General features: G+C 68.3%; 24 protein-coding genes. 12 read left to right on the forward strand and 12 right to left on the reverse strand.

What is annotated here, in order from left to right; genetic code table 11:
- Positions 1-2 precede the first annotated feature (2 nt).
- The 4 genes from ACSQ86_RS12870 to ACSQ86_RS12885 are packed head-to-tail and all read right to left on the reverse strand — an operon-like array spanning position 3 to position 2,393.
- Entirely contained in the window at positions 3-488 is a 486-nt protein-coding gene (locus ACSQ86_RS12870) for a DoxX family protein (protein WP_436308924.1), read from the reverse strand.
- A complete protein-coding gene (locus ACSQ86_RS12875) occupies positions 485-1,246 on the reverse strand; it encodes an HvfC/BufC family peptide modification chaperone (RefSeq protein ID WP_436303899.1) in 762 nt (253 codons plus the stop codon). Before ACSQ86_RS12875 ends, ACSQ86_RS12870 begins: the two co-directional genes overlap by 4 nt.
- A complete protein-coding gene (bufB, locus tag ACSQ86_RS12880; protein ID WP_436303900.1) occupies positions 1,243-2,085 on the reverse strand; it encodes an MNIO family bufferin maturase in 843 nt (280 codons plus the stop codon). The genes ACSQ86_RS12875 and bufB overlap by 4 nt, the downstream gene beginning before the upstream one ends.
- Before the next feature lie 20 nt (positions 2,086-2,105).
- Positions 2,106-2,393 carry a BufA1 family periplasmic bufferin-type metallophore gene (locus ACSQ86_RS12885; RefSeq protein WP_436303901.1) on the reverse strand — a complete coding sequence of 96 codons (288 nt, stop codon included), beginning with the start codon at positions 2,391-2,393 and terminating at the stop codon, positions 2,106-2,108.
- 176 nt (positions 2,394-2,569) lie between these two features.
- Here ACSQ86_RS12885 and ACSQ86_RS12890 point away from each other — a divergent pair, with 176 nt between their 5' ends.
- The gene (locus ACSQ86_RS12890) at positions 2,570-3,124 is read left to right on the forward strand and encodes a sigma-70 family RNA polymerase sigma factor (RefSeq protein ID WP_436290504.1); all 555 of its coding nucleotides are present in this window, start codon (positions 2,570-2,572) and stop codon (positions 3,122-3,124) included.
- Positions 3,121-3,762, forward strand: a complete 642-nt coding sequence (locus tag ACSQ86_RS12895; RefSeq protein WP_436303902.1) for an NrsF family protein — start codon at positions 3,121-3,123, stop codon at positions 3,760-3,762. The genes ACSQ86_RS12890 and ACSQ86_RS12895 overlap by 4 nt, the downstream gene beginning before the upstream one ends.
- Before the next feature lie 2 nt (positions 3,763-3,764).
- On the opposite strand, the gene ACSQ86_RS12900 is transcribed toward ACSQ86_RS12895, so the two are convergent.
- From ACSQ86_RS12900 to ACSQ86_RS12915, 4 genes are all read right to left on the reverse strand, one after another.
- Positions 3,765-4,838, reverse strand: coding sequence for a TAXI family TRAP transporter solute-binding subunit (locus ACSQ86_RS12900; RefSeq protein WP_436310264.1), 1,074 nt, complete (start codon positions 4,836-4,838; stop codon positions 3,765-3,767).
- Between the two features lie 78 nt (positions 4,839-4,916).
- On the reverse strand, positions 4,917-5,693 hold the full coding sequence (locus tag ACSQ86_RS12905) for a hypothetical protein (RefSeq protein ID WP_436303903.1): 777 nt from the start codon (positions 5,691-5,693) through the stop codon (positions 4,917-4,919).
- Positions 5,690-7,201: a hypothetical protein gene (locus ACSQ86_RS12910; RefSeq protein ID WP_436303904.1), complete on the reverse strand. Its 1,512-nt coding sequence runs from the start codon at positions 7,199-7,201 to the stop codon at positions 5,690-5,692. The genes ACSQ86_RS12905 and ACSQ86_RS12910 overlap by 4 nt, the downstream gene beginning before the upstream one ends.
- Positions 7,202-7,287: 86 nt before the next feature.
- Positions 7,288-8,805, reverse strand: coding sequence for a helicase HerA-like domain-containing protein (locus tag ACSQ86_RS12915; protein ID WP_436303905.1), 1,518 nt, complete (start codon positions 8,803-8,805; stop codon positions 7,288-7,290).
- A 100-nt stretch (positions 8,806-8,905) separates the two neighbouring features.
- Between ACSQ86_RS12915 and ACSQ86_RS12920 the strand changes: the two genes are divergently transcribed.
- Genes ACSQ86_RS12920 through fabG form a run of 10 tightly spaced genes read left to right on the forward strand, consistent with a single transcriptional unit; the run spans position 8,906 to position 18,259 of the window.
- Positions 8,906-9,214: a phosphopantetheine-binding protein gene (locus ACSQ86_RS12920; protein WP_093107687.1), complete on the forward strand. Its 309-nt coding sequence runs from the start codon at positions 8,906-8,908 to the stop codon at positions 9,212-9,214.
- An 18-nt stretch (positions 9,215-9,232) separates the two neighbouring features.
- On the forward strand, positions 9,233-9,856 hold the full coding sequence (locus ACSQ86_RS12925) for a hypothetical protein (protein WP_436308925.1): 624 nt from the start codon (positions 9,233-9,235) through the stop codon (positions 9,854-9,856).
- A complete protein-coding gene (locus ACSQ86_RS12930) occupies positions 9,853-11,541 on the forward strand; it encodes an AMP-binding protein (protein WP_436303907.1) in 1,689 nt (562 codons plus the stop codon). Before ACSQ86_RS12925 ends, ACSQ86_RS12930 begins: the two co-directional genes overlap by 4 nt.
- Positions 11,538-12,518, forward strand: coding sequence for an acyl-CoA synthetase (locus ACSQ86_RS12935; protein ID WP_436290496.1), 981 nt, complete (start codon positions 11,538-11,540; stop codon positions 12,516-12,518). Before ACSQ86_RS12930 ends, ACSQ86_RS12935 begins: the two co-directional genes overlap by 4 nt.
- Positions 12,490-13,086, forward strand: a complete 597-nt coding sequence (locus ACSQ86_RS12940) for a LolA-related protein (RefSeq protein WP_436308926.1) — start codon at positions 12,490-12,492, stop codon at positions 13,084-13,086. The genes ACSQ86_RS12935 and ACSQ86_RS12940 overlap by 29 nt, the downstream gene beginning before the upstream one ends.
- Positions 13,083-15,473, forward strand: coding sequence for an MMPL family transporter (locus ACSQ86_RS12945; protein ID WP_436303908.1), 2,391 nt, complete (start codon positions 13,083-13,085; stop codon positions 15,471-15,473). Before ACSQ86_RS12940 ends, ACSQ86_RS12945 begins: the two co-directional genes overlap by 4 nt.
- Complete coding sequence (locus tag ACSQ86_RS12950) at positions 15,473-16,312, forward strand: polysaccharide deacetylase family protein (protein ID WP_436303909.1); 840 nt, start codon at positions 15,473-15,475, stop codon at positions 16,310-16,312. The genes ACSQ86_RS12945 and ACSQ86_RS12950 overlap by 1 nt, the downstream gene beginning before the upstream one ends.
- The gene (locus ACSQ86_RS12955; protein WP_436303910.1) at positions 16,309-17,064 is read left to right on the forward strand and encodes a methyltransferase domain-containing protein; all 756 of its coding nucleotides are present in this window, start codon (positions 16,309-16,311) and stop codon (positions 17,062-17,064) included. Before ACSQ86_RS12950 ends, ACSQ86_RS12955 begins: the two co-directional genes overlap by 4 nt.
- Entirely contained in the window at positions 17,061-17,531 is a 471-nt protein-coding gene (locus ACSQ86_RS12960) for a hydroxymyristoyl-ACP dehydratase (RefSeq protein WP_436303911.1), read from the forward strand. The genes ACSQ86_RS12955 and ACSQ86_RS12960 overlap by 4 nt, the downstream gene beginning before the upstream one ends.
- Positions 17,528-18,259, forward strand: coding sequence for a 3-oxoacyl-ACP reductase FabG (fabG, locus tag ACSQ86_RS12965; protein ID WP_436308927.1), 732 nt, complete (start codon positions 17,528-17,530; stop codon positions 18,257-18,259). The genes ACSQ86_RS12960 and fabG overlap by 4 nt, the downstream gene beginning before the upstream one ends.
- Here fabG and ACSQ86_RS12970 read toward each other — a convergent pair whose 3' ends face one another.
- From ACSQ86_RS12970 to ACSQ86_RS12985, 4 genes are read right to left on the reverse strand one after another with little or no spacing between them, the layout of a single operon-like run.
- Positions 18,260-19,036: a glycosyltransferase family 2 protein gene (locus ACSQ86_RS12970; protein ID WP_436303913.1), complete on the reverse strand. Its 777-nt coding sequence runs from the start codon at positions 19,034-19,036 to the stop codon at positions 18,260-18,262.
- The gene (locus tag ACSQ86_RS12975; RefSeq protein WP_436303914.1) at positions 19,003-19,803 is read right to left on the reverse strand and encodes a lysophospholipid acyltransferase family protein; all 801 of its coding nucleotides are present in this window, start codon (positions 19,801-19,803) and stop codon (positions 19,003-19,005) included. Before ACSQ86_RS12975 ends, ACSQ86_RS12970 begins: the two co-directional genes overlap by 34 nt.
- A gap of 15 nt (positions 19,804-19,818) precedes the next feature.
- Positions 19,819-20,850, reverse strand: coding sequence for a hypothetical protein (locus tag ACSQ86_RS12980; protein ID WP_436290490.1), 1,032 nt, complete (start codon positions 20,848-20,850; stop codon positions 19,819-19,821).
- Positions 20,847-22,205, reverse strand: a complete 1,359-nt coding sequence (locus tag ACSQ86_RS12985) for an NAD(P)/FAD-dependent oxidoreductase (RefSeq protein ID WP_093107663.1) — start codon at positions 22,203-22,205, stop codon at positions 20,847-20,849. The genes ACSQ86_RS12980 and ACSQ86_RS12985 overlap by 4 nt, the downstream gene beginning before the upstream one ends.
- Positions 22,206-22,320: the final 115 nt, after the last annotated feature.

Consider the following 22,320-nt stretch of genomic DNA (forward strand, 5'->3'; position numbering starts at 1 on the left):
GCTTAGCTGATGCGCAGCAGGCGGTCGATTGACAAGGTGCCGCCTCCGCGACCGACCAGGTAGAGCAGCAGCGCGGCCCACGAAAGATGCGTGGGCCAGGCGTCCGGATAGACCAAGACCTGGATCACCAGCGTCATGCCCAGCAACGCCAGGGCCGACAGCCGCATGAACAGGCCCAGCACCAGCAGCACCGGAAACAGATGCTCCGCATAGGCCGCGAGGTGCGCCGCGATCTCGGGCGGCACCAGCGGCAGCTTGTACTCGGTGCGGAACAGTTCGTAGGCGCTGTCGGTCAGCGTGAGGAAGCCCGTGACCTTGGTGCGGCCCGACAGAAAGAAGATCGCGGCGATGCTCATGCGCGCGGCCAGTGCCAGCAGGTCGTGCGGCACGATGCGCGTGAGCCACGAGGCCAGCAGGTTCCAGTGTGCGCGAAGGCCGTGCCCGTCGCTCGAGGCCAGGGCGTTGGAGGCTGTAGCGTTCGAGTTCATGGTGCTCTTTCGATGAAGGCGCCCGCGCGCAGCAGGCTTTCGAGCAGGGCGGCAAGGTCGGCATCGGGATCGATGGCCAGGGCGCGTTCGGCCGCCTCGGCCAGCGGCAGACCGGCGGCGCAGGCATCGAGAAAGGCGCAGCCTGCTTGGGGAATCGCGCGCCAGACCACGGTGTCGGCGGGACGCGTGAGCAACGCGCCTTCGCCTTGCCAGACGAGCTCTTCTTCATCGTCGGCGGGAGTGCGGTTGCGCGCCCAGATGCTGTAGACCGGCTGCTCGTCGAACCAGGCCCAGCGCGCCGCCGGATGGGGCTTGAGCACCAGGGTCGCGAGCAGTTCCGGTGTGCAGCGGGCAAGCCATGCGGCATCGAGCACGGGCGCATCCTGCGCGGCATGGGCTTCGCACGACAAGGCGTCGAGCCGTGCCGCGCCGGGCAGATAGGTCAGTTCGGCGGCCGGCTCGAAGCCCTGCAGGAAGGCGGCGAAGCCGCTTCCGTAGTTCAGCAACCGGCCGTCGCGCGGCGCCTCGGCCGCCACATGCAGCGCCGCGGCGGCACGAAACCATTCGCTGCCCACCAGCCGCGCCACCACGGGCAAGTTGGCTTCGAGCGCGTCGATGCAGCCCTTCATCACGGTGTTGCGATAGACCGCGAAGGCAGGTTGCGCCGCGAGCTGTTGCACCACCGGATCCGCGACGTCCTGCGGCGCGAACAAGGCCTTGGCGAAGGCGTCCTGGAACTGTGCGAGTGAGGTGCTCATGCCACGGTCTCCTGCGCGATGCGGCGCAGTTCGGCGTCGGCTTGCGACCGCTCGCCCATCAGTTCATCGAAGGCCGGCACATTGCCGTCGCGTTCGATCAGCGTGGGGCGGGCGCCCGCGCGCTCGATGAAACGGCGATAGAGGCCCCAGACCTCCGGCGCGATCGGTGCATCGTGCGAGTCGATCAAGAGCGCCTCGCCCAGCGTCGGATCGAGCGCATGGCCCGCGAGATGGATCTCGCTGACCAGCTCGTGCGGAAAACGGTCCAGCCAGTCCGCGGCCGAGAAGCCCAGGTTGCACGCCGACACGTGCGCGTTGTTGATGTCGAGCAGCAGCGTGCAGCCGGTGCGCCGCGCGAGTTCGGCAAGGAAGTCGATCTCGTCCCACGCGTGCCCTTCGAAGCGCAGATAGTGAGACGGGTTCTCGATCGCGATGGCGGTGTTCAGCGCGTCCTGCGTGCGCGCGATGTTGGCGGCAATGCGATGCAGCGCTTCGGTGCTGCGCGGAAAGGGCAGCAGGTCGGGAAAGTGCCGGCCCTTCCAGGCCGACCATGCGAGGTGTTCGGAGATCAATGCAGGCTGGATGCGCTGCGCCAGCGCCGTCAGCCGCTGGAGGTGCGCGGCATCGGGCTCGGCATCGCCCGCGAGCGAGAGCGAGACCCCGTGCAGCGACACCGGATGGCGCTCGCGGATCGCTTCCAGCCATTGCAGCCGCGGCCCGCCCGCCACCATGTAGTTCTCGGGGTGCACCTCGAACCACAGCCCTTCGACCTGCGACGACAGCGCGGCGTCATAGTGCTCGGGCTTGAGGCCGAGGCCTGCGGTGAGCGAGCTGGACATGATGGCGGCAGGGCAATCGATCAGGACTTGATCGGCGTCAGCGAGCCCGTGCCCTTCGGCGTCTTGATGGTCACGCAGGTGCCGGCCGGCGCGTTCTTCCAGGCGTTGCCCTGGTAGTCGACCTTGGAGGTGCCTGCACAGGTGGTGCCGGGGCCGGCGGCGCAGTCGTTCTTGCCGGCCATCGAGACGCCGTAGCACTTCTCCATCGCGGCCGTCTTGTCGGCCATCGGTTTGTCTTGCGCCATGGCGGAGCCGGCGGCGAGGGCGCCCAGGGCGAGGGCGGTGATAGCGAGAGGGCGAGTGATCATGGAATGAGCTCCAGTGGTTGAGTGAAGATTTTCAACCGCGCCGCTCGGCGCAGTCGGTTCTACTTCGTGGCCTGCGCGCCCGGGGTTACAGCGCACGGCACAATCCGCCGGATTTCTTTTTTTGGCTGCGCCTGTAACCGGCTTGAGCGAAAGCACGAATGACAAGTGGGAGCCCGATGGCAAAGAGCGAAGCGGAGACGGTGCTGCACGACCTGTTCGTGCGGGGCCTGGACGGCGACGCCCAGGCCTATCACGCGTTTCTGCAGAAGCTCAGCGCACACCTGCGCGCGTTCCTGGGCAGGCGGCTGTTCGGCTGGCCCGACGAAGTGGAAGACCTTGTCCAGGAATGCCTGCTCGCCATGCACAACCAGCGCCACACCTACCAGAGCGACCAGCCGCTGACGGCCTGGGTGCATGCGATCGCGCGCTACAAGATGATCGACCTGCTGCGCGCCAAGGCCAGCCGCGAGGCGCTCAACGATCCGCTGGACGACGAGCTGGCCGTCTTCGCCGAATCGGCCACCGAGGCCAGCGACGCGCGCCGCGACCTGGCGGGCCTGCTCGACACCTTGCCCGACCGGCATCGCCTGCCGATCGTGCACGTCAAGCTCGAAGGCCTGTCGGTGGCCGAGGCGGCGCGCAAGACCGGCATGTCGGAATCGGCGGTCAAGGTCGGCATCCACCGCGGGCTCAAGGCGCTGGCGCTGAAGATCGGAAAGTCCTCATCATGAAAACAGACGAGCTCGTTGCCCTGCTGGCGCGCGAAGCACCACCGGTGCCGCGGCATGCGGCCGCACGGCGCCTCACGATTGCGCTCTTGGCCGGCGTGCCGCTGTCGATCGCGTGGATGGTCATCGAGTACGGCGTGCGGCGCGACCTGGTGCAGACCATGTTCTGGCCGATGTTCTGGGTCAAGCTGGCTTTTCCGCTGTGCATCGCCATTGCGGGCTTCGTGGTGGTGCAGCGCCTTGCGCGCCCCGGTGCGCGGGTCCGCGCCGCATGGCTGGGCCTGGCGCTGCCGGTGCTGGCGCTGTGGGTGATGGGGTTCGCGGCCTGGTTTCTCGCGCCTGCGGACGAGCGCACGGCCTTGCTCTGGGGCCAGACCTGGCGCACTTGCGCCTTCAATATCGCCGCGATCTCGGTGCCGGTGTTCGTGGCCTCGCTGGTCGCACTGAAGAGCCTGGCACCGACGCAACCGGCACTGGCCGGTGCTGCGGCCGGCGCCATGTCAGCGGGGGTGGGGGCGGCGATCTATGCCTTGCACTGCCAGGAACTGGCGGCGCCGTTCCTGGCGATCTGGTATGTGGCGGGGATGGTGTTGCCTGTGGTGGCGGGGGCGGCTGTTGGGCATCGGCTGCTGCGATGGTGAACTCACCTCTTGCATAGGCCGAGCACCCACTCCTGCTCCGTGCAGACACGCCCTTGGGGTTGCTGCACGGCCCAGGCCGGCGCACCGGCCGCTGCCTGACCGGCGATGCAGGCGCGCATGCGCTTTTCCATCGGCGCGTAGTAGCGCCATCCCTGGCTGAGGGCAGGAAGCTCCAGGCGCACTTGCTTCCACTTGGGATGCCCATTGGCCTGGAGCTTGTCGAAGTTCTTGCAAAGCGACTCGGCAAAACGGCCGAGGTTTCCGACCGTCGACTGCAAGCCGTAGTCATAGGTGACCAGGTAGGCCTTCACGGTGAGGGTGGGAATGTCGGCCGTGAGCCATGTGGAGTAGCTCGCGGCGCGTATGGTCGCGGGAAAGTAGGTCTTCTTCGCACGCGCTGTTTCCGGCGCCGCGTCCTCCAGCTTCAGGATCTTGATGTAGTTGCGCGCCTCGGGCTTCATGTCCGAGAACAGCTTGGCCGGCTGTCCGGCAACGATGATGGCGACGTCGATCGATTTGTCGACGGTGAGCTTGGCGAGCGCCTCCTCGTTGCTCAGATACTGCGCGTTGGCAGCCGGTATCTGCTCGCCGAACATCAGCTGGTATAGCGTTCTCGAGGTGAGCGCCGTACCGCTGCCGAGCGCTCCGACTGCAATCTTCTTGTTCTTGATCTCGTGGATGGAGCTCAGCGGCGAATCGGCACGGGCGACGAAATAGATCTCCTCATCGTAGAGCGGCATGATGAGCCGCAGCGGACGGATGATGTTGCCCGCGTCGGCGTTTCCGGCCTTCGCCTCGTCCAGGAAGGCCTGGTAGACGTCGGACTGCACCAGGGCCAGCTTGACCCCCGGCTCGAAGCGCATGCGCTGAACGTTCTCCGCCGAACCCTTGGACTCCATGACCTCGAGCTCGATGCCGGCGGGCTCGGCGACCCACTTGGCAAGGTCGCGGCCGATCTGGATGTAGGTGCCGGTTTTCGATGCGGTGACTATCTTGTACTGCGCCCTGTGCTGCGCGGCGGCCGAGGACAGGAGGGCCATTGCTATCAGGCCCGTCAGGATTGATCTGATTGGCATTGCTGGCTCCAGTGAAGAGTCGTCATGGTAGTCCTGTCGGGCGATTAGCGGTACTCCGCGCTGCCCGCGCATCTCATCTCATCTCTCGCACAGAGCCAGTGCCGCAAGCGCGGCATCGCACTCGGTCTTCTGGGGGGCCGTCACGCCGCTCACCGGCGCGGGGACGGCGATTGGCGGCACTTCAGCTGCCGGCGGCGCTGGGCCAGGGGCCGGAGCAGGGGCCGGATCGCTAAGCCCGAGCGCCTTGGCCGCCCTAAGGGTGGCATCACGCAGCTGTTCACGCTTGGCCGTTTGCTCCCGCACGCGCTGATCGAGCTCGTCCTTCAACGCCCGCACGTCCGGATGATCCGGATGCGCGGCGGCCAGGGGGACCAGCGCGCGCTCCGCGGCTGTGAGGTCGCCGCGGCTCAAGGCGCTCTGCGCTTGCGCCAGTTTCGCCGTGAACTCTTGCAACCTGTCCGTCTCGTTCTGCTTGTCGAAATAGAGATAACCCAGAGCCAGGGCGAGCACAGCCAGAACCAGCGCCGCTGCCGTGCCCGTTGCCGAGCGCTTGAGGGCAGCGCCGGAAGGCGGCGCCACGGCAATCTGCGCGGGCAGCTCCTCTTGCCATCCAAGCCGGGCGGGGACGATGCGCGCAAGCTCGGAGCTCACATCCTCTTGGGTCTCATTGACAGGGGTTTCAAGCTCAGGCTCGAGGGCGGCCTCTGCCGCATCGGCGCCAAACGTGACGGACGCATCCTCGCCGCAGTACGGACAAAACTTGACCCGCCCATGCAACAGCGCAGCGCAGCGCTGGCAAGGCGCCGAGAGGTCCAGGTCCGATTTGGCCAAGCCCGGTTGGACGAGACGGCTCATGAGTCGATCCGCCAGCCCGGCGAGCGGCGCTTGTCGGGGTGATAGAGATACAGGTGGCCCGAATAGACGAACGGTCGCGTCGCCCACGGCCTGGGCATTCTGTCGACCCAGAACTGCACGTCATGCTCGCCGCGCAATTCGAAGGTGGTGGTGTACGTCTCGTTCGATGCGAAAAGGTCATCCACCGAGCGGGTATTCGACACGCGCGCACACAGCAGGGTCGATGCTGAAGTCGATGCCAGCAACGGGAAGATCACTTCGTCGGCGCTGGCAACAGGACTGTCGTCTTCGGGATCCAACCAGGGATCGCCCCGCAGGCGTGTCTCAAGCTGAAAACACGCGGCCCCGGTGCAGAGCCGCGGTGAACTTGCCGGTCTGATTTCCGGTTCGCTGAGTCCCAGTTGAACAAAGACGATTTGCCCTCCCTGCTCGTCCTGCAGCAAGCACTGCTGCCATAGATGGCCGCTGTCGGAAAGGTAGGGGCTGCCCAGATCGAAGCGGGGCGTGATGCCAGACGCCCATGGCAGAAAGGACGTTTCGAGCGCGGTGCCGCTGCCGCGCTTGACGATCAGTTGGCCCATCGCGGTCATCCAGATGATCTGCCGGCGATCAGCCAGCGGGCGAAACCATGCCGCTGTCGCGGTCGCGGCAGCGACTTTCGGCCCATGGACACGGCGAAGAGCACTGCCCTTTGGATTCAACGCGTAAACGCCGAGTTTTCTGTCTTCTTCCAGCATGGGCACATAGACCCTGCCTTTCCACATGACCGGCGCGCCTGCGCAGCGTCTGCCCACGAGCTGCGATTCGTAGGTCCGGGCCACAGGATTGACGGTCACGATGGCCAGCCCGTCCTCGGTAGGCATGAACAGCTTGGTGGATCCTTGCGGGTCCTTCACCACCATGCCCCAGGCGTGGTCGTCGAGAGAGCTCTCGACGAGTATCTCCGCTCCTCTGGGGTAGACCTCCAGCCAGCACTCCGAGTGCGGCAGCCAGTGATAGATGAGTCCCCGCGAAGCGTCGAGGGCGAACAATCCGGACTCGCATGCATGGCACGTGCTCACAAGGAACTGGTAGTTTCCCGCAGGCGGCATCCCCAGATGGCGGTCCGGCAGAGACTCGACGCTCAGCGTTGGCCGCAGCGCCAGGCGAACGGCTGTCTGTCCCAGCCCTTGCGGCTGGTCGGCAGCGGAACCATCGCCGCCGAAAGGCGGCAGCCACGTATCCAGATGGGCGATAGGCGGTTCAGGCAGCGCTCTACCGGTGATGGGAGAAAACTTGAACGCCCCGGGGTAGAGTGCGACCGGCTTGGCCCCCCGATCCGCCTCATCGAAGCTGACGCGCGCCCCGACCAGCGTCGCCAGGTCGAGCGGGTTGTACGCTGCCGGGGCTGCACCCAGCCCGCGGTAGTCGGCGAGACCAAAAGCACCCGTCGTCGGATTGCGCGACCAGACCTGATCGCCCAGCTCCCAACGCTCGTTCTGATGAGACGTCGTCAGCGACGTGGACATTCATCCAGTGTGCGGCCGGATATGGCCGTTGCTGATGAGGGAATCCCCGCCCTGGACGGGAGAGTGTCAACTCACCGCTGCCGTCATCAGCGACGCGTCTTCGCGCCGAAAATCCCACCCAGTACCCCGCGCAGGATCTCCTTGCCGACGGTGGTGCCCATGGTCCGCACCGCCGACTTGGCCATCGTCTGCGCAAGCCCATCGCGCTTGCCGCCGCGCGGGCCCGTGGAGCCGAACAGGATCTCGTTCAGCCCACCCATCAGCCCACCCGATTCCTCCGCCGCTGCAGCGCCAGGCTTGCCTTTGATAGCCGGCGCGTCAGGCGCCGTCTCGGCCCGTCCCTTGAGCTTTTCGTACGCCGACTCGCGGTCTACGGCCTTCTCATAAACCCCGGCCACCAGCGAGTTCGCAATCAACGCCTGCCGCTGCGCAGCAGTGATCGGCCCGATCTGGCTCCCCGGCGGCAGCACATACACACGCTCGGTGATCGTCGGCCGCCCCTTGCCGTCGAGAAAACTCACCAGCGCCTCCCCAACCGCCAGCTCCGTGATCGCCGTCTCGATATCCAACCCCGGCTTCTGCCGCATCGTCGTGGCTGTCGCCTTCACGGCCTTCTGATCCCGCGGCGTAAAGGCCCGCAGCGCGTGCTGCACGCGATTGCCCAACTGCGCCAGCACCGTATCCGGAATGTCCAGCGGGTTCTGCGTCACGAAGAACACGCCCACGCCCTTGGAGCGCACCAGTCGCACCACGAGCTCGATGCGTTCGACCAGGGCCTTGGGCGCCTCGTTGAAGAGCAAATGGGCCTCGTCGAAGAAGAACACCAGCTTGGGCTGCTCCGGGTCGCCGATCTCGGGCAGTTGCTCGAACAGCTCCGACAGCAGCCACAAGAGGAAGGTGGCGTAGAGCCGCGGCGAGTTCATCAGCTTGTCGGCGGCGAGGATGTTGACCACGCCCCTGCCGTCCGCGGTCTGCATGAAGTCCGCGATGTTGAGCATCGGCTCGCCGAAGAACTTGTCGCCGCCCTGGCTCTCGATCTGCAGTAGGCCGCGCTGGATCGCGCCCACGCTGGCGGCGCTGATGTTGCCGTATTCGGTGGTGAACTGGCTCGCGTTCTCGCCCACGTGCTGCAGCATGGCGCGCAGGTCCTTCAGGTCGAGCAGCAGCAGGCCGTTGTCGTCCGCGATCTTGAACACCAGGTTCAGCACGCCGGCCTGGGTTTCGTTGAGGTTGAGCATGCGGCCCAAGAGCAGCGGGCCCATGTCGGAGACGGTGGCGCGCACCGGGTGGCCCTGTTCGCCGAACACGTCCCACAGCGTGACGGGGCAGGCGAGGGGCTGGGGCAGCTCGATGCCGCGTTCCTTGAGGGTGGCGGCCATCTTCTCGCCGATGCTGCCTTGCTGGCTGGCGCCGGTCAGGTCGCCCTTGACGTCGGCCATGAACACCGGCACGCCGATGTTCGAAAGCTGTTCGGCAATGGTCTGCAAGGTGACGGTTTTGCCGGTGCCGGTGGCGCCGGTGATCAGGCCGTGGCGGTTGGTCAGGCCCGGCAGCAGGGCGCATTCGATGGTGTCGTGGCGGGCGATCAGAAGGGGGTCGGCCATGGGTGCTCCCGGTCAGTGGTACGCAGCGGAGTCTATCGAAGCGGCCTCCTATAATTCGCACCCCGTGCGATAGTTCATTCAAAAGTTCTCGGAGTTTGATTTGTCATCGACCCAGCCCCCTATTTCCGCCGTCGGCGATGCGCCCGAACAGTCAGCCCTCGAGAACGAGCTGGCTGTTCTTCTTGTGGAGTCGCTCAATCTCGAGATCGCACCCTCCGAGATCGTGCCCACGGCGCCGCTGTACGGGGAAGGCCTGGGGCTCGATTCGATCGACATCCTCGAAGTCGCGCTCGAGGTCTCGCGCAAGTACGGCTTCCAGCTGCGCTCCGATGACGAGCGCAATCAGCAAATCTTCCAGTCGCTGCGCAGTCTTGCGGCCCACGTCGCGCAGAATCGCGGCGCTTCCTGATCCATGTCTCGATGGCGCATGGCGCTCCTGCTGCTCGCGGGGGTGGCCTATGCCGGCGTTTCCCATTGGATGATGCTGTACCACGCCGCCGCGCCCTGGGCGGTGGGGGTGCTGCTCGCACCGCTGTGGCTGGCAGCGCTGGGCCTGGCCGGTAGCCGCTTCGGCGCCTGGGGCCTGGCAGTGGCCGGCGCGGCCGGTGTGATCGGCTTCGCGCTGGTGCTGCGCGGCGAGGCGGGGGACCCCAATCGGCTCTATGTGTTGCAGCACGCGGGCATCAACGCCTTGCTGTGCGGATGGTTCGGCAGCACGCTGCGCGGCGACCGCCTGTCGCTGATCGGCCAGTTCGCCGAGCGCATCCATCCGCTGTCGCCGGCCATGCGTGCCTACACCGCGCGCGTGACCTGTGTCTGGACCGCCTATTTCGCGCTCATGACCGTGGCCTCGATCGCGGTCTATGCCTTCCTGCCCTTCGCCGCCTGGTCGGTGCTGGCCAATCTGCTCACCCCTCTGATGGTGGCGGGGCTGTTCCTGGGCGAGTACCTTCTGCGCTATCGGCTGCATCCCGAATTCGAGCGCACCCGCCTGATCGACACGGTGCGCGCGTTCTACGGTGCGCCGGTCGATACCCACACCCGGCGATGAATCCGATTCCGCTTCTTTCCGATCGCGATCCTGAAGCGCCGCTCGCTTGGCGTCACGGCGTGCCGGTGAGCGCGCGCCAGTTCCTGGCCGACGTCGCGCGCTTTGCACCCGAGCTGGAGGCCGGCGGCCCGGTGATCAACCTCTGCGTCGACCGCTATGCCTTCGCGGTCAGCCTGGCGGCCGCACTGGTGCGCGGCGAGACCAGCCTGCTGCCGCCCGATGCACGGCCCGACACGCTGGCGCGCCTCGTCGAGGCCGGCGGCCACACCTTCGCCATCGTGGACGCGCAACAGGCCGAGACGCCGGGCATGCCGCGCATCCTGATCGAGAACCGCGCGCCCGTCGCCGACGCGGGCGATCGGCCTGTGCCCGAGATCGCGAGCGACCTGCATGCCGTCAGCCTGCTGACCTCCGGCTCGACCGGCACGCCACAGCCGCATGCCAAGTCGTGGCAGACGCTGGTGGGCGACGTGGCCGCGGCGGTCGATCGCTTGTCCGGCCTGCTCGGGCGCCCCTCGCTGGCCGGCCTCACGCTGGTGGCGACGGTGCCGGTGCAGCACAGCTACGGCCTCGAATCCTCGGTGCTGCTGGCCATGCTGGGCGGTGCCGCTTTCGATAGCGGACGGCCCTTCTTCCCGGCCGATGTCGCGGCGGCGCTGGCCTCGGTGCCGCAGCCGCGCGCGCTGGTGACCACGCCTTTCCATCTCAAGACCCTGCTGCTCTCGGGCGTGGCGCTGCCGCCGGTGGACCTGATTCTCTCGGCCACCGCGCCGCTCTCGCCGCAGCTCGCGGCCCAGGCCGAAGAGGCCACGGGCGGCATGCTGATCGAGATCTACGGCAGCACCGAATCGGGCCAGGTCGCGACGCGGCGGCCCACCCAGAGCGAGGTCTGGGAGACCTTCGGCCAGATCCGCGTGCATGCCGAGCACGACGCCGAGGGCGGCGAGCGCTTCATCTTCGAAGGCGATTTCATCCCCGAGCCGACGCCGCTGGCCGACGTGCTGGAGCTGGTCGACGATCGCCGCTTCCGCCTGCTGGGCCGCGCCAACGACCTGATCCACGTAGCTGGCCGGCGCAGCTCGCTGGGCTACCTCAATCACCATCTCAACAGCATCCCGGGGGTCGTGGACGGTGCCTTCTGGCTGCCCGACGACGTGACCGACGGTGTGGTGCGGCCGGTGGCTTTCGTGGTGGCGCCGGCGCTCGATGCGCACGCGATCATCGCGGCGCTGCGCGAACGGCTGGAAGCGGTGTTCGTGCCGCGCCGCGTGGTGCACGTCACGGCCTTTCCGCGCGAGGGGACGGGCAAGCTCACCGCCAGGGCACTGCGCGAGTTCGCGCTGGCGCAGCTCGCCTCCGACGGCACGCCGGTGCAGCTTACGCACGAGGTGCCGGCGGACCATCCGGCTTTCGCGGGTCATTTCCCGGGCCAGCCCTTGCTGCCCGGTGCGCTGCTGCTGTCGGAAGTGCTCGAAGCCGTGCAGGGCGTGCCCGCGCTGGCGGCCCGGCTCGGTGCACAGCCGACGCTGGCGGCGGCCAAGTTCCTCGCGCCGGTGCGCCCGGGCAGCACGCTCGTGATCGACCTCATTCCCGAAACCGGCGCCTCGCGCGGGCTGCGCTTCGAGGCGCACTCTTCCGGGGTGACGGTGGCGAGCGGGCGCTGGACGCCGGGCAGCACGGCATGAGCAGCATTCCGCCCGAGGCCGGCGACGCGAAGCCGCGCCAGGCCGACTGGTCACGCATGCCCGAGCGCAGCAACATGCTGGCGTTGCGCGTGATCTGCTGGATCGCCATCAAATGCGGGCGGCCGTTGGCGCGTCTCATCCTGCATCCGATCAGCCTCTACTTCCTGCTGTTTTCGCCGGCGCAGCGGCGCCACATCAAGCGCTACTTGTTCCGGGCGATCGGCCCGAATGCCGGTTGGGTCGATGGCTATCGGCTGCTCCATGCCTTTGCTTCAACGGTGCTCGATCGCATCTATTTGCTGCGCGGCCGCCTGGACCTGTTCGACATCCGGGTCTATGGCAATCTGCCGGTCGAAGCCGAAGCGCACGCGGGGCGGGGCGCCTTCCTGCTGGGGGCGCACATCGGCAGCTTCGAGGCGATGGGCGCCTGCAAGCAGCAGAGCCAAAACCCCGAAGACCTGCGGCTCGCGATGTTGATGTACCAAGACAACGCACAGCAGATCACCACGGTGCTCGACGCGATCAGCCTGCCCGGCCTGCGGCCCCACATCATCGCCCTGGGCCGGCCGCATTCGATGCTCGCGCTGCGCGACTGGCTCGACGGCGGCGGCCTCGCGGGCCTCCTGGCCGATCGCACGCTGGCGGGTCCGGACGAGGCGGGCCAGCAACGCGGCAACAGCATCGAGCTGCCTTTTCTCGGGCAGCCGGCGCTCATCAACGATGGCCCGTTCCGGCTGGCCGCGCTGCTGCGTCGCAAGGTGTTCTTCATGGCCGGGCTCTATGTCGGAGGGGCGCGCTACGATGTCCGCTTCGAGCCGCTGGCCGACTTCAGCGAGCGCATATCCGACCCGGCGGAGCGGGAACGCCGCATCCACGCCGCGCTCGAAACTTATGTGGCACGGCTCGAGGCCTTGTGCCGTGCCTATCCCTACAACTGGTTCAATTTTCATGACTTCTGGCTCGAAGATTCGGCTTGAGCGCTGGGGCAGGGGACTGCTGGCGGTGCTGGCTTTTTCCGCATCATCCGCCTGGGCCCTCGACCTTCCTGAACTGATGGGCCTCCTCGCCAAGCAGAAGAGCGGCGAGGCGCGCTTCACCGAGCAGCGCTTCGTGCGCGGCCTCGAAGGCCCGCTGGACGCCAGCGGCACGCTGAGCTTCCAGGCACCCGACCGGCTGACGCGGCGCACGCTCACGCCACGCCCCGAGACCATGGCGGTCGACGGCAACACGCTGACCTTGTCGCGCGGCGGACGCACGCGCACCATGACGCTCGACAGCATGCCCGAGCTGCTCGGCATGGTCGAAGCCATGCGCGGCACCTTGAGCGGCAATACCCAAAGCCTCGCGCGCTACTTCCGCACCTCGGTCTCCGGCACCCCCGACAAGTGGACGCTGGACCTCGTGCCCATCGATGAGAAGCTCGCGGCCCAGGTGCGCACGCTGCGCCTGAGCGGGCGCGCGGGCGAAGTGCTCGGCATCGAGATGGAGTTCATCGGCGGCGACCGCTCGGTGATGAGCATCACACCCACGCGCACCGCGCCGTGACGCGCCACGCTGCCGCACCCGGCCGGCGGCGCATCGCGCTGGTGCTCGGCATCTGGCTGCTGGCGCTCGCGGCGGGCGTCGCGCTGATCGCGCGCACGCATTTCAGCGCCGACCTCTCGGCCTTCCTGCCCGAAAGCCCCGACGAGCGGCAGCGCGTCTTGATCGAGCAGGTGCAAAGCGGGATCGCATCGCGCACGCTCTTCATCGGCATCGAGGGCGGCAAGGATGCCGCGCAACGCGCCGAGGTGTCGCGCGCCGTGGCCGCGGCGATGCGCGAGAGCGAGCTCTTCGACCAGGTGCAGAACGGCGACACCAGCGACTGGAAGGAGTCCGGCACCTGGCTCTTCGACAACCGCTACCGGCTGGCGCCCGACGTGAGGCCCGAGCGCTTCACCGCCGCCGGCTTGCGAGATGCGATCGTCGACACCTTGTCGCTGCTCGGCACGCCGGCCGGCAACATCACCAAGCCGTTGCTGGAGCGCGACCCCACGGGCGAGACGCAGCGCATCGCCGAAGGCCTGATCCCCGCGAGCTCGCCGCGCAGCGAACACGGCGTCTGGGCCTCGCGCCGCGCGCCGCGCGCACTGATCCTGGCGACCACGCATGCGGCCGGCAGCGACCTGGACGCGCAGGCGCTCGCGGTCGAGCGCGTGCGCAGCGCCTTCGAGGCCGCCACGCGCGAAATGGGCAGCGCCGGCCCGCGGCTGCAGATGAGCGGCGCGCCGGTGTTCTCGGTGCAGAGCCGCGACCAGATCAAGGGCGAGGCGATCAAGCTCGCCACCGTCGGCGGCATCGTCATGGGCGTGTTGCTGTTGCTGGCCTTTGCCTCGCCGCGCGCGCTGGTGATCGCGGTACTGCCGGTCGCGACCGGCGTGGTGGGCGGCACGGCGGCGGTCAGCCTGTGGTTCGGCGAAGTGCACGGGCTCACGATGGGCTTCGGCAGCACGCTGATCGGCGAGACCGTCGACTACGCGATCTACTACCTGATCCAGGCGCGCGGCGCGGCAGTGCCGGGCACCGGCTGGCAACGCTGGCGCGACATCCATTGGCCCACCGTGCGGCTGGGCCTGCTGACCTCGGTCTGCGGCTTCGCGGCGCTGGTGTTCTCGGGCTTCCCCGGGCTCGCACAGCTCGGCGTGTTCTCGCTGGCCGGCCTGATCGCCGCAGCGCTCGTCGCGCGCCACGTGCTGCCGGTGCTGGCGCCCGACGGTGCGACCGGCATGGGCATGCGGCGCCAGATGGCCCAGGTCGCAGGCGTCATCGTCCGTGCGTTGCCGCGCCTGCGCTACCTGTTCGCGGGCCTGGGCGCGGCCGCACTGGCGCTGGTGCTGTGGCAGGGCGGCCATCTGTGGCGGGCTGAACTCAGCGCCATGAGCCCGGTGCCCAAGGCGGCGCAGCAGCTCGACGAGGAACTGCGTGCCGACATCGGCGCCAGCGACGGCGGCACGCTGGTCGTGGTCCGCGGCGCCGACGAGCAGGCCACCTTGCGCAACGCCGAGGCCGCAGCCGCGAAGCTCGAAGCGCTGGTGGACCAGGGCGAACTGGCTGGCTTCGAGAGCGTCACGCGCCTGCTGCCCAGCGAGGCCGCGCAGGCCGCGCGCATCGCCAGCCTGCCCGATGCCGCGACGCTGAAGACGCGGCTGGCCGAAGCGACCCAGGGCCTGCCGCTGCCGGCGAGCCGGCTCACGCCTTTCCTCGCCGATGTCGAGAAGGCGCGCTCGCAACCCATGATCCGGCGTGCCGATCTCGAGAACGGGCCGCTGGGCGCCGTGGTCAATGCACTGATGTTCGAGCGGCCGGGCGGCGGCTGGTCGGCGCTGATCTCGCTGCACCCCGGCGAGCGCTTCGATGCAGGGCGCCTCGCGGCGGCGCTGGCGGATGTGCCCGAGGTGCAGGTGGTCAACGTCGGCGACGAGCTGCGCGGTCTCTATCGGCGCTACCTGCACGAGGCCTTCGTGCAGGTGATGCTCGGTGCGCTGGCGGTGGTGGTGCTGCTGGGCGTCTACCTGCGCTCCGGGCGCCGGCTGCTGGCCGTGTGCGAGCCGCTGCTGGTCGCGGTGCTGCTCACGCTCGGCGGCCTGGCGGTGCTGCAGGTGCCGCTGGGCATCCTGCATCTCGTGGGCCTGCTGCTGGTGGTGGCCGTGGGCTCGAACTACGCGCTCTTCTTCGACCAGCTGCGCGAGACCGGCCGCGCCGACGAAGACACGCTGGCTTCGCTGATGCTGGCCAACCTCACGACCGTGGTTTCCTTCACGCTGATCGCGATCTCGGACATTCCCGCGCTGTCGGCGATCGGCCGCGTGGTAGCGCCTGGCGCGCTGCTCGCGCTGCTGCTGTCGGCCGCGTTTGCGCGCGGGCCTGCCGGGGCTTCGGCGGCCCGTCAGTGATGGGAAAATCCTTCCCGATGCCCCAAACTCTTTCTGCTCCCGAGTCCTGGCCCTGGCCGCCGATCATTCGCGCCAGCGTCGGCTTGCATCTGCTCGCCATCGCGGCCGGTGTGCTGGTGCCGGGGGCGGCGCCGTGGGCCATCGGCGCGATCGTGCTCAACCATGTGCTGATCACCGCCGCAGGGCTCACGCCTCGCAGCAGCCTGCTGGGCCCGAACGTGACGCGGCTGCCGCAGCCGGCCGTCGCGCGCCGCGAAGTCGCGATCACCATCGACGACGGGCCTGACCCGGAGGTCACGCCGCAGGTGCTGGACCAGCTCGACGCTCATGGCCAGCGCGCCACTTTCTTCTGCATCGCCGAGCGCGTGCTCGAACACCCGGCGCTGGCGCGCGAGATCGTGGCGCGCGGCCACAGCATCCAGAACCACACGGCGCGGCATCGGCACAACTTCTCCTTTCTCGGGCCGCGCGGTTTCGCGGCCGAGATCTCGCGCGCGCAACAGGTGCTGCAGGAAGTGACCGGCGAGCGGCCGACCTGCTTTCGCGCGCCCGCGGGCCTTCGCAATCCTTTTCTTGCGCCGGTGCTGCATCGCATGGGCCTTTCGCTCGTGAGCTGGACGCGCCGCGGATTCGACACGCGCGAGCGCAACGCGGCCACCGTGCTGGCGCGGCTCACGCGCGATCTGCAGGCAGGCGACATCCTGCTGCTCCACGACGGCCATGCGGCGCGCACGGCGGCCGGACGGCCTATCGTGCTCGAGGTATTGCCCCCCCTGTTGGCGCGCATTCATGCGAACGGCTTGCGCGCAGTCACCTTGCCGGAAGCATTGGCCGCATGAGTTCACAGGTATCGACCACCACCGACGCCGCATGGCGCCGATTGCATGAAGCGGCCACTGCGCCGTACAGGAAGGCCGGCAACTTCGCCTGGCATTTCGCGCGCGGCAAGCTGGGGCGCGATCCGGTGTTCCGCGGCCTCGTCGAACGCGGCCTGATCGGCGAGAGCCACCAGCGCGTGGTCGACATCGGCTGCGGCCAGGGACTGTTCGCGAGCCTGCTGTCGGCGATGGCCGCGATGCAGTCGCGAGCGGGCCATTGGCCGCCTGCATGGCCTACGACACCGGCCGCCGCGGAGTACACCGGCATCGAGCTGATGCCCAAGGACGTGGCTCGCGCCGAAAACTCCATCGGCCATCTGCAGCCGGCGCCGCGCTTCGTCTGCGCCGACATGTGCACGGCCGCCATGCCGGCCTGCGACCTGGTCGTGATCCTCGACGTGCTGCACTACGTCGACCACGCCGCGCAGGAGGGCGTGCTGCGGCGCGTGCATGCCGCGCTGCAGCCGGGCGGGCGATTGCTGCTGCGCGTCGGCGACATGGCCAGCCGGCGCGGTTTCGCCATCAGCCAATGGGTGGACCGCACCGTCACGCGCATCCGCGGCCATCGCGTCTCGCCGACCTGGGGCCGGCCGCTGGCGGACTGGACGGCGCTGCTGCAGCGCCTGGGCTTCTCGGTGCAGAGCATGCCGATGAGCGAAGGCACGCCCTTCGCCAACGTGCTGCTGGTGGCCGACCGCAGGGAGGCTGCGTGACCACCGCACCGCAGCAGCTCGACCAGGCCGGCATCGCGAGGCGCATTCCGCACAGCGGCAGCATGTGCCTGCTGGAGCGCCTGGTGTCGTGGGATGCGCAGGCCATCCACTGCACCACCACGACGCATCGGCGCGAGGACAACCCCTTGCGCACGGCCAGCGGGCTGTTGTCGCCGAATGCGATCGAATATGCGGCGCAGGCCATGGCCTTGCACGGCGGCCTGATCGCGGAGGAGGGCAGCGAGCCCTCGGCCGGCTTTTTGGCCAGCGCGCGCAATGTGCGCTTTGCCGCGCAGCGCCTCGACGAGGTCGAAGGCGAACTGCACGTGCATGCGCAGCGCGCCTCGGGCGACGCCAGCCAGATCCTCTACGAATTCGCGGTGAGGGACGCGCAGGGCAGGCCGCTGGCAGAAGGCCGCGCGGTGGTTGTGCTCAATACGCCGCTTGCAACGGGAGCATCCTCATGAGCCTTACCGGTAAACGCGCACTGATCACCGGCGCCAGCGGCGCTCTCGGTGCGGCCATCGCCGAGCGCTTGGCGCGCGACGGCGCCACCGTGCTGCTGCATGCCAACTCGCGGCCCGAGGCGGTCGAGCAGCTCGCGGCCACTATCATCGCCGCGGGCGGCCAGGCCGAATGCCATGTGTTCGACCTGCAGAGCGACGGGGCCTCGCGCGCCGCGTGCGAACGCATGCTGGCCGGCGGGCCGGTGCAGGTGATCGTCAACAACGCCGGCGTGCACGACGATGCGGTGCTGCCGGGCATGAGCGCCGCGCAGTGGCACAAGGTGATCGACGTCTCGCTCAACGGCTTCTTCCGCGTCACGCAGCCCTTGCTGCTGCCGATGCTGCGCACGCGCTGGGGCCGCATCCTCAACATCTCGTCGGTGGCCTCGCTGACGGGCAACCGCGGCCAGGTCAACTACGCGGCCGCCAAGGGCGCGCTCAACAGCGCGACCAAGGCGCTGTCGCTCGAAGTGGCAGCGCGCGGCGTGACCGTCAACGCCATCGCGCCCGGCATCATCGCTTCGCCGATGGCCGACGGCGTGTTCGACAGGGCGATGATCGATCAGCTGGTGCCGGTGAAGCGGGCGGGCAGGCCGGAAGAGGTGGCTGCGCTGGCGGGGTTTCTGGCCAGCGATGAGGCGGCCTACATCACGGGGCAGATCATCTCGATCAATGGCGGGATGATCTGATCAACGCTGAAACGGCGGCGCTCGCCGCAGCCGGCGCAGCAGGAGAACGGGCAAGCGCAGCACGAACTCCAGCATCAGCCGCGTGTGCATCCAGCTCAGCAGCAGGTTGTCTCGCACGTAGTTGAAGTGCGAGACGCCGCCTTCCTCGGCCGTGAGGTACTTGACCGGCGCATCGATGTTGACCGGCTTGACGCCGCGCCACGCGAGGCGCACCACGGCCTCGGTGTCGAAGTCGAAGCGGCGCATCCAGGGCTGGCGCGCCATCACTGCGATCAGCTCCGGCACCGGATAGACGCGAAAGCCGTAGAGCGAATCGCCGATGCCGGCGAACAGGGTTTCGAGCTGGGTCCAGCCGTTCGAGACGCGCCGGCCGCGCACGCGCAGCAGCGGCGCCGAGGCATCGAAGACCGGGCGGCCCAGCACCATGGTTTCGGGCCGGGCCTGTGAGGCTTGCATGAAGGCCGGGATCAGGTCGGCCGGGTGCTGCCCGTCGGAGTCCATGGTGAGCGCATGCGTGTAGCCGGCCTCCTGGGCCGCGCGCAAGCCATGCAGCACGGCCGCGCCCTTGCCCTGGTTCTGCGGCAGCACCCACACGCGCAAGCCGGGGTCGGAGGCGGCCATCCGCTGCAGGCGTTCGCCGGTACCGTCGGTGCTGCCGTCGACCACCACCCAGACCGGGCTCCATTGCGCGCGGGCCGCGCTGACCGTCGAGAACAGGCGCTCGCCCGTGTTGTAGCTGGGAATCAGGACAAGGTGGGTGCGCGAGACGTCTGGCATGCGGGCTGCGCGTCGGAGGCGCGCTGTTCCATGGGGTGGCGAAAGTATTGTTCGATCTCGTGCAGCAGCGCGTCACTGTCCTGCTGCGGCGCAAAGCGTTGCCCGAGCCGGAGCCTGAAGACGATCGGCAGCGGCGGCACGCGCCACAGCGGCCAGCCTTTGCCGAGGTAGGGCGAATCGGTGTCGATGAAGACGGTTTGGATCGGCGCCTGTGCGAGCTTGGCGATCAGCGTGACGCCGGGGCGAAAGGCATTGAGCGGCGGTATCACGGTGCGCGTGCCCTCGGGGAAGATCACCAGCTGGCCGCCGTTCTTGAGATCTTCGACCGCGAGCCGCACCATGGTGCGCGCCGAGTCGTTGCGGATGTAGCGCGCCAGCCGCGCGCCGGCCCCGAGGAAGATGTTGCGCATCAGGTCGGCCTTCATGATGCAGGCGCTGCGCGGCAGGCGCGCCACCAGCAGCAGGGCGTCGAGCATGGTCGGATGGTTGGCGACGAAGATCACGCCGCGCTCGTCGCGCAAGGCGTCGAGGCAGCTCGCGTCGATGCGCATCATGCCGATGGCCGAGGCCGTGGCCCAGAACGAGCGGTAGGCGAAGGCGATGACGCTGCGGCCGAGCGAGCGGCCCACGCGCGCCGGCAGCACCGGGTAGAGCAGCATCGCGACCAGGTTCCAGGCCAGCGAGATGCCGCCCAGCAGCAGGAGCAGGGCGTAGAGTAGCAAGGCGAGCGGAATGAAGAGGATCCAGCGCAGCAGCCGGTTCATCATGGCGTGCTCGCGCTTTCAGGCGCGCAATGAGCCGTTGGCAACCGCATGGGCCTCGATCTCCACCAGCAAGTCCTGGCGGCAGATGTCCGCCTCCAGGTAGACCGCATGGCTCACGGTGTGAGCCTCTGCACCCAGCGTTTCTTCGAGCACCCGGCGCACGATCGGCGCATCGGCGACATGGCGCACGTACACCACGCAATCGAGGGCCGCGAGATCGAAGCGCGTGGTCGCGCGCTCGTTGGCCGCCGCGATCACCGCGCCGAGATTGCGCAGCGTTTCCTGGGTCTGCGCCACCACGTCGCCCAGGTGCACGGTTTCATGGCCGACGATGCTCGCCGTGCCCGAGATGAAGAGCGCCACGTCGCCGCCACCGATCTCGGCCAGCGCCGCGCGCGAGAAGGTCGGCGAGCGCGGGCCGTAGGTCGGCGGATAGCGGTAGGCCGAGACCTGCCGCGGGTTCTCGACCGGCAGCGGCGCGATGCGTCCCGCCAGGAAGCGGATGCACAGCGCGCCCTGGTGGATGCCGAGCGCGCAGGCAGCCGGCGCTCCTTCGAAAGCGGCTTGGCCGGCGTCGAAGAAGGCCTGCTGGCGGCCCAGGTTGAACTGCCGGTAGCGCTCGAGGCCGCCGCCGTCGCCATTGATCTGCGGCAGGTAGTTCCACACGCGCAGCAGGTGGGCGCAGCCCGTCTGCTCGAGCGACTCGAACAGGTCGCGATAGGCCCGTTGGGCGAGGGCGGCCAGGCCCACCTTTTCAGTGGCCTCGTCGAGATCGATGGCGCCCAGCATCCAGTGGCCGTCGCAGCGCCAGCGCACCACGCCGGTGGTGCCGGATTCGATGCGTTCGCTGGCATGCCACACGTCGGCCATGGCGCCCGCTCCCGAAAGAACGCGCGCATTGACCGTGGGCATCCAGGCTAGGTCGTCCGGTGTGCCGTAGCCCAGCGCGCCGAAGGGCGGGTTGCCGGCAGACAGCAGGGCCAGGCTTTGCGACAAGGACAAGCGCTGGACGCGCAGGGGCGGCACCCCGTTGAAATCGCGCGCGCTCACTGGGCCTCGACGATGTTTTCGCCGGCAAGCGGCCCGAGGTCGCGGATGTTGCTGCGTCGCCTGCGCCAGGCTTCCCAGGTGCGGCGCGGATGCCCGGCCGACACCAGGTAGTAGATTGCCTTGAGCACTCGCAGCGAGCGCCAGATCGGCGTCTTGCCGTAGATGTCGCCGGCCAGCAGCGACATGAGTGCTTCCTTTACGCGGAACGGGTTTTGCGGGTACATGAAGAACTCGCGAATGGTCGGGTTCGTGACGCGGAAGATGAACCACGAGAACTCGCGCGGACCCTTGCGCATGTAGCGCTCGAAGCGCTGCCGCGCCGGGGCGGCCTGCGCGGGTCGGTCGAGTGCGGTGGCCACCACCTCCGCGCCTTCGAAGGCGCTGTGCATCGCGAGGTAGACGCCCGAGGAGAACACCGGGTCGACGAAGGTGAAGGCATCGCCCAGCATCAGGTAGCGCTCGCCGCTGCAATGGGTGCTGGTGTACGAATAGTTACCGGTGGCGTAGACCGCGTCGCCGACCAGCGTGGCGTTCTTGAGGCGCGCGGCCAGCTGCGGGCAGCTCGCAATGGTGTCGGCGAAGAAATCCTTGAGCGGCTTGCTGCGCGACTTCAGGTAGTGCGGCCAGCACACGGCGCCGACGCTGGTCGTGCCGTCGGCCAGCGGGATGTACCAGAACCAGCCGTGCGCAAACCAGAAGATCGTGATGTTGCCCTCGAGCTTGCCCGGCAGGCGCTCGGCATTCGTGAAGTGGCCGAAGAGGGCCGAGCTGTTGTGCTTTGGGTTCTTCTGCTTGGCCTTGAACTTGTTCGACAGGAAGGTGTCGCGGCCGGAGGCGTCGATGACGAAGCGTGCGCGCCAGTTGCAGGAGGCGCCGTCGTCCAGCGTGGCCTGGACGGTGGCGCCGTCGTCGTCGAAGCGTACGTCGCGCACCCGGCAGCCTTCGATGGCCTGCGCGCCCTGGGTGGTGGCGTTGCGGAACAGGATCTCGTCCATCTCGGAGCGCCGCACCTGCCAGGCATAGGGCATCGACTTGTCCCAGGCCTCGGCGAATTCGACCATTTGCGCGTGATCGTGATCGGGCGAAACGAATTCGACGCCCCACTTGGGCATGCCGATGCGCTCGAGCTCGTCGCGCAGGCCCAGCTTGTCGAACAGTGCCACGTTGGCCGGCAGGAGCGATTCGCCGATGTGGAAGCGCGGATGGCGCGCCTTCTCGAGCAGCACGACCTTGCGGCCCTGCCGCGCCAGCAGGGCGGCGGCCGTGGAGCCGGCCGGGCCGCCGCCGATCACGAGCACGTCGCAAGTCTGCGGCGAAAGCGCGGCGGGTTCGGCTGTTGTTGTAGGGATGTTCATGCGCTTTGACTGGGATGGATTCCAAGAAGATGCCCGATCGGACGTGGCGCATCAGCGGCGGATTATCCCAAAAAGCATCTATGGTCTCGCTGTAGGACACGGGGCGTTGCGCGCG

Source organism: Variovorax sp. LjRoot130, from assembly GCF_964253755.1.
In the GTDB taxonomy this organism is placed as follows: domain Bacteria; phylum Pseudomonadota; class Gammaproteobacteria; order Burkholderiales; family Burkholderiaceae_C; genus Variovorax.